The 7,247-nt window shown below is 71.2% G+C and carries 9 protein-coding genes; 2 read left to right on the top strand and 7 right to left on the bottom strand.

The genetic code is table 11. From position 1 onward, the window contains the following. Positions 1-3 precede the first annotated feature (3 nt). The 7 genes from EAD98_RS04840 to EAD98_RS04865 form a co-directional block, all read right to left on the bottom strand. Positions 4-603, bottom strand: a complete 600-nt coding sequence (locus tag EAD98_RS04840; protein WP_121652866.1) for an HAD family phosphatase — start codon at positions 601-603, stop codon at positions 4-6. A gap of 55 nt (positions 604-658) precedes the next feature. Beyond that, positions 659-1,903 (bottom strand): RNA polymerase sigma factor, encoded by a 1,245-nt coding sequence (locus tag EAD98_RS04845; RefSeq protein ID WP_121652867.1) that lies wholly within the window; start codon positions 1,901-1,903, stop codon positions 659-661. Between the two features lie 26 nt (positions 1,904-1,929). Beyond that, positions 1,930-2,280, bottom strand: coding sequence for a YciI family protein (locus EAD98_RS04850; RefSeq protein WP_199723290.1), 351 nt, complete (start codon positions 2,278-2,280; stop codon positions 1,930-1,932). 104 nt (positions 2,281-2,384) lie between these two features. After that, the gene (locus EAD98_RS04855) at positions 2,385-3,539 is read right to left on the bottom strand and encodes a low temperature requirement protein A (protein ID WP_121652869.1); all 1,155 of its coding nucleotides are present in this window, start codon (positions 3,537-3,539) and stop codon (positions 2,385-2,387) included. Between the two features lie 97 nt (positions 3,540-3,636). After that, positions 3,637-4,725, bottom strand: coding sequence for a tryptophan--tRNA ligase (trpS, locus tag EAD98_RS04860; protein ID WP_121652870.1), 1,089 nt, complete (start codon positions 4,723-4,725; stop codon positions 3,637-3,639). 88 nt (positions 4,726-4,813) lie between these two features. Next, positions 4,814-4,984 (bottom strand): hypothetical protein, encoded by a 171-nt coding sequence (locus EAD98_RS30870; protein ID WP_158609768.1) that lies wholly within the window; start codon positions 4,982-4,984, stop codon positions 4,814-4,816. Between the two features lie 9 nt (positions 4,985-4,993). Next, positions 4,994-5,458 (bottom strand): PRC-barrel domain-containing protein, encoded by a 465-nt coding sequence (locus EAD98_RS04865; RefSeq protein WP_121652871.1) that lies wholly within the window; start codon positions 5,456-5,458, stop codon positions 4,994-4,996. A gap of 286 nt (positions 5,459-5,744) precedes the next feature. Here EAD98_RS04865 and EAD98_RS04870 point away from each other — a divergent pair, with 286 nt between their 5' ends. Together EAD98_RS04870 and EAD98_RS04875 are read left to right on the top strand one after the other, a co-directional pair. Beyond that, positions 5,745-6,212 (top strand): hypothetical protein, encoded by a 468-nt coding sequence (locus tag EAD98_RS04870; RefSeq protein WP_121652872.1) that lies wholly within the window; start codon positions 5,745-5,747, stop codon positions 6,210-6,212. 89 nt (positions 6,213-6,301) lie between these two features. Further along, entirely contained in the window at positions 6,302-6,565 is a 264-nt protein-coding gene (locus EAD98_RS04875; RefSeq protein WP_121652873.1) for an SCO4848 family membrane protein, read from the top strand. The last annotated feature ends 682 nt before the right edge of the window (positions 6,566-7,247 follow it).

Genomic DNA, 7,247 nt, shown 5'->3' on the forward strand with positions numbered 1-7,247 from the left:
GCGTCAGCGGCCGGATCGGTCGCGGGGTCGCGGAACGCGTACCGATGCCATGCCGGCCGCGGTGGCGGCCTGGATGCCCAGGTCGGTGTCCTCGAAGACCAGGCAGGCGCCCGAAGGTACGCCGAGGTGCTCCGCGGCGAGCAGGTAGGCCTCCGGGTCGGGCTTGGCTCGCGTGTAGTCATCGGCGCAGACCAGCACGTCGAACCGGTCCAGCAGGCCGAGCGCGTCCAGGGAGGCGGTGACCGCGGCGCGGGTGCCGCCGGAGACGACGGCGAACGGAACCCGCCGGTGCGCGTCGTGGATGTGCGCCAACACGTCGGGTACGGCGGCGAGCTGCGGCAGCAGCTCCTGGAAGTAGCTCTCCCGGCGTTCGTCGACGGTCGCCACCGGCATGGTCAGGCCGTGCTGCTCGTTCAGGTCGACGATGATGTCGGCGGACGGCCGGCCGCCCCACGCGTAGAAGAGGTCCTCGGGGAACTCGCAGCCCCACTCGTCCAGGGCCCGCTGCCAGGCCACGTAGTGCAGCGGCATCGAGTCGACGATGGTGCCGTCGCAGTCGAACAGGTACGCCGCGAACTCGCCGGGTGGCAGGGGCAGACTCATCGGAGCAGGGTACAGCGGGCGCCGCCCCGCCGACCGTTCCCGCTCAGTCGTCCGGCTACTCGGCGGTGACGGACTCCAGCCGCCGGAGCAGGTGCGCCCGCTCCGGCTCGGTGCCGACGAGCGTCAGCGCGCTGCGGTACGCCGCCGCGGCCTCGCCGTACCGGCCGAGCCGGCGCAGCAGGTCCGCCCGGGTGGCCGGATAGAGGTGGTAGCTGCCCAGCCGCGGATCGTCGGCCAGCTCGTCCAGCAGGACGAGCCCGGCCTGCGGCCCGTCCCGCATGGCCACGGCGGCGGCCCGGTTGAGCGCGACGACCGGCGAGGGGACCAGACCGAGCAGGACGTCGTAGAGCGCCACCACCTGGGGCCAGTCGGTGCTGGCCACGTCGGCGGCCTCGTCGTGCAGTGCGGCGATGGCGGCCTGCACCCCGTACGGCCCGGGTGGTCCTCCGGTCAACGCGACCACCACCAGCCGGCGCCCCTCGTCGATCATCCGGTGGTCCCAGCGTGCGCGGTCCTGATCGTCGAGCAGAACCATCGCGCCGTCCGGCCCGGTACGCGCGGCGCGTCGGGCGTGGGTGAGCAGCATCAGCCCGAGCAGGCCGGCGACCTCCCGCTCGGCGGGCAGCAGCCGGCGCAGGATCCGGGCCAGCCGGATGGCCTCCTCGGCGAGGTCGGTCCGCTGGAGATCCGGGCCGGAGCTGGCGGCGTACCCCTCGGTGAAGACCGAGTAGACCGCCTGGAGCACCGTGGGCAGGCGTTCGGGTAGTTCGTCGGCGCCCGGCACCCGGAACGGGATGCGGGCGTCGCGGATCTTCCGTTTGGCCCGGACGAGTCGTTGGGCCATGGTCGCGGGCGGCACCAGGAACGCCCGCGCGACCTCGGCCGTGGTGAGGCCGGCGAGGAAGCGCAGGGTGAGCGCGCCGCGGTCCTGGGCGGGCAGGGCCGGGTGGGCGCAGGTGAAGAAGAGCGCCAACCGGTCGTCGGGCAGGTCGCGATCCGCGTCGGCGGGTGGAGCGGCGTCGGCCCGCTCGGCTTCGGCCTGGAGCACGGCGAGCCGGGTGGCCAGCACCCGGTCGCGGCGGAGCCGGTCCACGGCGCGGCGGCGGGCCGTGGTGAGCAGCCAGGCTCCCGGCCGACTCGGAACGCCGTCGGTCGGCCAGTGCACCAGCGCCGCCTCGATGGCCTCGGAGGCGACCTCCTCGGCCAGATCGAGGTCGCCGAAGCGGTGCACCAGCGAGGCGAGCAGCCGACCGCGCTCCTCCCGGAACACCGCCTCGACCGACGACCCGACCTGTTCCATGCCGCCTGCCCCCTGGCCGGGCACCGTCAGGCCTCCACCTCGATCTCGGCGACCGGGCGCACCTGGACCGACCCGCCGCCGAGAGCACCCGGGCTGCGGGCCGCCCATTCCAGCGCGGCGTCGAGATCCGGCACGTCGATGATGTCGTACCCACCGAGCACCTCGCGGGTCTCGGCGAACGGCCCGTCGGTGATCGTGCGTTCGCCGCCCGCACCGACCTGCACGCTCGTGCAGGTGGTCAGGTCCTGCAAGGGGTACCCGGACACCCAGATTCCCGCGTCCTTCATCTCGCGGTCGTAGCGGATCCAGTCCTCGAAGCTGCAACCGTCGACGGGCTCGTTCCAGTCGGTGGTCGCGGGGGTCATGAACAGCAGCATGTACTTCACGCCTCGGCTCCTCTCGGTACGGCGGGTCGCCGTACAGCATGACGACGAACGCGCACCGGGGATATCGACACGGCGGCCGGAAAATCTGCCGATGCTCAGGGACCGACCGGCGGCGCTGCTTCGAGGTGCGGGCCGCGTCGGTCGAACCGCCGCTCGTACCAGGTCACGCCGATGAGGAAGACGGTCAGCAGGGCGAGCGCGGCCAGCGGGGGCAGGGCCCGGCCGACCGGCAGGAGGGCCAGCGGCACCAGCGCGACGACGACCTGCGCCGGGTGCACGGCGCGGACGGTGAGCCGGCGGAAGAGCAGCCGTGCGAGCAGGTAGAGGGCGGTGCCGCCGTAGAGGGCGGTGGCGACGAACCAGCCCGACCGGGTGCCGCGATCGCTCTCCTCGGTGAGGTGACCGAGCACCTGTTCGATGCCGAACGCGACGTAGATCGCACCGATGATCAGGGGCGCGTGCACGAGGCCGTACGCGTCACCGGCGACGTCGGACCGCCGCTCACGCGGCACCAGCATGATGGACCGCCGGGCGGCGGGCGCCAGTCGGTCGAAGTAGAGCCACCACAGGCAGACCGTGATGACGAGGCCGAGCAGCGCCGCCACCAGGCCGGCCCCGACCGGCGCCATCGACCTCGGCCCTGCGCCCGCCGCGATCAGCGACTCGCCCAGCGCGATGATGAGCACCAGACCGAACCGTTCGGTGAAGTGGTCCAGGCTGTGCAGCGGCCACGGGCGGTAGGCGGACGCGACCCGGGCGCCGCCGATGTCCACCAGGAACGCCAGCGTCCAGAGCGCCGTCTGTGCGGTGCCGCCGAGCAGCGCACCGACGATGAGCGGGAGCCAGGCCGCGGTCGCCGGCACGGCGAAGAACCGGAGGGTCGAGCGCAGCGGCGGGTCCGTTGCGCTCACCCAGAACAGCACCCCGAGCTGCACCGCCCTGGTGACCAGGTAGGCCAGGGCGAGGGTGAGCGGCGCGTCGAACAGTTCCGGGCCCTGCCGCCACGCGTCCGGCAGCACCAGCGCGGCCACGAAGATCGCGGCCATCGCCGTCAGGGTGGCCGCGCGGACCGCGCCGACGTCCGCGCGAACCAGGTTGCCCAACCAGAGGTACGGCCCCCAGGAGTAGATCAGCAACAGCAGGAGGAGCAGCCCCTGGGCCAGGGTGAGCGCGGTCGGTGGCTGCGCCATGAACGTGATGACCCGGGTGAGCGCGAACACGAAGACCAGGTCGAAGAAGATCTCGAACATCGTGGTCCGGTGCGTCTCCGCAGTCGGTACCGGACGAACGCCGAAAATCCCCCTCACTCCCGCAGTCTGCGCCAACCCGGGCGCATCGACGGACGGTTCAGCCGGTCGCACCGCTCGGCGCCGCCGGGACGGCCGCGCTGTCGGTCCGCCGTCGGCTCCGCTCGGCCCGCCGGCGGACCTGCTGGTACGCGCCGGTCAACCCCATCGCCCGGCGGACCTCGATCAACGTCTGCCGTACCTCCTGGCGGGTCCGTTCGGTGCCCTCGACGATCAGCCGGTCGACCAACCCACGGTCGGCTTCGATCGCGGCCCGACGTTCCCGGATCGGCGCCAGGAACCGCTCCAGCGCGACGACCAGCCGCTCCTTCACCTCCACGTCCCCCACCCGCCCGGCCCGGTAGCGCTGAGCGAGGTCAGCCACCTCGTCCCGGTCGGGGTTGAACACCTCGTGGTACGCGAAGACCGGGTTGCCCTCCACCGTTCCCGGCACGTCGGCCCGTACCCGGTTCGGATCGGTGTACATGCCGAGCACCTTGCGGCGCACCGTGGCCGGGTCGTCGGAGAGGGCGATCGTGTTGCCCCGGCTCTTGCTCATCTTGGCCGCGCCGTCGGTGCCCACCAGGCTCGACGTGTCCGCCGGGATCAGTTCGGGGACCGGGAAGACCGGCCCGTACAGGTGGTTGAATCGGCGTGCGATCTCCCGGGTCACCTCGACGTGCGCCGCGTTGTCCCGGCCGACCGGGACCACCTCCCCCTTGACACAGAGGATGTCCGCGGCCTGGAGCACCGGATAACCCAGCAGGCCGTACGGCATCTCCTCCTTGCCGGCGTCCCGGGCCATGTCCTTCAACGACGGCACCCGCTCAAGCCGGGGCACCGTCACCAGGTTCTGCAGGAGAGTGTTGAGGTCGCCGACCTCCGGGATGGCCGACTGGAGGTAGAAGGTCGCCCGCGCAGGGTCCACGCCGGCGGCGAGGATGTCGGTCACCATCTCCCGGGCATTGCCGGAGACCTGGTCGATGTCCTCGCGACGGTTCCTGGTGGTGAGCATGTGCAGGTCGGCGATGATGAAGAAGCTCTCGTAGCGCTGATGCAGCCGCACCCGGTTGGCGATGCTGCCGACGTAGTGGCCGAGGTGCAGGCGGCCGGTGGGCCGGTCCCCGGTGAGCATTCGTGCGATGGACATGGCGGTGTGCCTCTCGTGCGGGAAGGTGGGTCACGCGTGGGCGCGCGCCGAGCGGGGCAGGTTCGCCTCGTCGGTCAGCGGGATCGGCTCAGCGAGCCGTCCGCCATCGCGCGCCGGCGCGGTACCGCAGACCACCAGCACGGAGGACGTCCAGGAGTTGCTCACGGCCATCGCCGGAGCTGGTCCGGGGCACGACACCGAGCGGCAGGCCGTCGACCAGGTCGACCGCCTCCGCCACGCTGCTGCCCGTCCGGACCACGGCCTCACGCTACCCGTGTGGCCGTGCCTGGTGTGGTGGATGGTTGGCGGAGTAGTAGCCGCCGACGTGTTCCCGGTACTCCGGGCCGGCCGCGTCCGGGTCGAACGGCGGAGCGTCCTTGATCTCCTGCCGGGTCCGGTCGACGTGCACGCTGCGCTCCAGGTGATCCACCCTGGCCACCGTGCCGGCCGGCAGCAGCACCTTGTGGCCGAGGATCCACGGCCCGGTGTCGACCACCAGATACTGCGCGTCCGCCTCGTTGCTCGCCTCGTCGACGGTGCCGATCCGCCCGTCGCTCGCCTCTACCCGGTAGCCGACGAGGTCGACGGGCGTGCCGGGGCCGGGAGCGTCCGGCCCCTCGTGGTGAGCGTCCGAGCGGTCCGGCGGCGTGACCGACGGGGTGGTCTGCGCGTACCCACCGGCGAGGGCGGACGGGTCGCGCCAGGCCCAGGGATTGAACATCGACGGTTGCACGGGCACCTCCGGTGACGGGTCTTCGGTTGTCCCGTCCCGCAATGCCCAACTCACCACCGTCGGAAACAGTTCGGCAATTTCGAGTTCACGGAAATACCAGCTGAGAAATACGTCATAGGCATCGAGCGCCGATGATCGACCCGGCGTACGCCCAGGTCAGCACGGCTGCGCCTCGCTTCTCGCACATCGGTTGCACCGGTGCTGTGTCCGTCCGGCACATTCGATCGCTGGTCCGCCGTGGACATTCTGGTTCCGCATTCAGGCAACGCCACAAAGGGGGACGCAGATGTACCGCACCATTTCGCGGCTCGGCGCCGTACTGGCGCTCGCGCTCAGCATCGTCGCCGGGGCCGGCACCGCGGCACAGGCCGGCGCGCCGGACCCGTACTCGCCGCCGGCGCTCTGTGGGTTCGGCTACGTCGAGGTCGACCAGGACCCGATCCGGGACGCGCAGACCGGCGGCCGACTGGGAACCGTCCACCTGCTTTACAACCGGGTCACCGGCTTCGCCTGCACGGCGACGGTGAAGTCGGCCTACCCGGGCACGCTCACCCGCACGCGGGTCTACCTCGTTGCTGAGTACGTGCCGACGCAGGTCGACGACGGCGCCCGGCTCTACGCGGCCGGCCCCGTCCGGGCGTACGTCCGGGGCAGCTGCACGATCTGGGGTGGTCTGATGGCCGACCCGGGCGGCGCCGTCCACCACCACGAACGGGCGAACCCGGCGATCGGTGGCATCGGGACCTGCTTCTGAGTCACCACGGCGTGGGACCCGTCCACCCTCGTGCCGGTACACCTCGGCGTTCCGGCCCATGACCAGCTCCGCTGGCATACTCGGCTGCCATGGTGCTGTCGCGAGGGTGGGCTCTCTTCCTGGTCGGAGTCGGGATCTGGACCTGGGTGATCTGGCCGAGGTTCGCGGTCGCCATCTGGCAGGACCCGCGCTCCTGGACGTCCGGCGTGGTGGGGGACGGCTCAGCCACCAGCTTTCTGTGGGTGCACGCCCTCCTGATCGGGGCGTCCCTGGCGATCGGCAGCACCGTCGGGGTCCTCGGTGTCCGCGCCTGGTTCGCCGCCCGCCGGCGCCAGAACCGTCCAGCGGTCTGACCGTCCACCTTCCAGTCGGTGCGAGATTCGGTCACTGTCGGTGAGGTTGAGGAACCGCTTGCGCGGTGGTGCCGGGCCCCTACGTGCCTGCCCAACGGGGTTGACCTGGGGAAACTTCTCTACGCAGCAAGTGTGACGTGGGACGCTGGCCCCGGATTTGACGATCAAACCCACGGACGCGTAACTTTCTCTCTGCCAGCGCGGAACGGGGCAAACGGGACGAAGGTCCTGGAGCACCGGATCGGGCGGGCAACCGGGTCAGGTAGGGGTTCGCTCCTGCGGGGCACGGTCCGGGCGGGGCTCGCCAAACTGCCGCGAGGCGGATTTGGTGCAGCGGAAGCGACCGGGTAAGGTTTACCACCGGCAGGGCACCGGGCGAGCTTGCGGGACACCGCAGCGGCCGGCCTGCCAAATCCGACGACCTGACGCAGCGGTTCGCTGCTGCGGACGTGCGTCGGCGCCAAGCCGTACGAAGCACGACAGACCGGGACACACGGTTTGACACGGCGAAGACGGTGCGGTAACGTAGTAAAAGTGCCCGGCGCCAGTGAGCGGCGGGGACGCGGACGGAAAGCCCCGAGATGGGGTCCCACTGGTTGGGGCTTTTGATCGGTGTGTGGTTGTTCTTTGAGAACTCAACAGGGTGCTTGATAAGCCAGTGCCAATTATGATTTATACCCCG

Origin of the sequence: Micromonospora sp. CV4, assembly GCF_003667455.1 — a bacterium.
Lineage (GTDB): Bacteria > Actinomycetota > Actinomycetes > Mycobacteriales > Micromonosporaceae > Micromonospora.

Coding starts and splice junctions, on each gene's coding strand:
- EAD98_RS04850 (WP_199723290.1), bottom strand. CDS start 2,280: ATGCTGCTGTTCATGACCCCCGCGACCACCGACTGGAACGAGCCCGTC.
- EAD98_RS04840 (WP_121652866.1), bottom strand. CDS start 603: ATGAGTCTGCCCCTGCCACCCGGCGAGTTCGCGGCGTACCTGTTCGAC.
- trpS (WP_121652870.1), bottom strand. CDS start 4,725: ATGTCCATCGCACGAATGCTCACCGGGGACCGGCCCACCGGCCGCCTG.
- EAD98_RS04845 (WP_121652867.1), bottom strand. CDS start 1,903: ATGGAACAGGTCGGGTCGTCGGTCGAGGCGGTGTTCCGGGAGGAGCGC.
- EAD98_RS04875 (WP_121652873.1), top strand. CDS start 6,302: ATGGTGCTGTCGCGAGGGTGGGCTCTCTTCCTGGTCGGAGTCGGGATC.
- EAD98_RS04870 (WP_121652872.1), top strand. CDS start 5,745: ATGTACCGCACCATTTCGCGGCTCGGCGCCGTACTGGCGCTCGCGCTC.
- EAD98_RS04855 (WP_121652869.1), bottom strand. CDS start 3,539: ATGTTCGAGATCTTCTTCGACCTGGTCTTCGTGTTCGCGCTCACCCGG.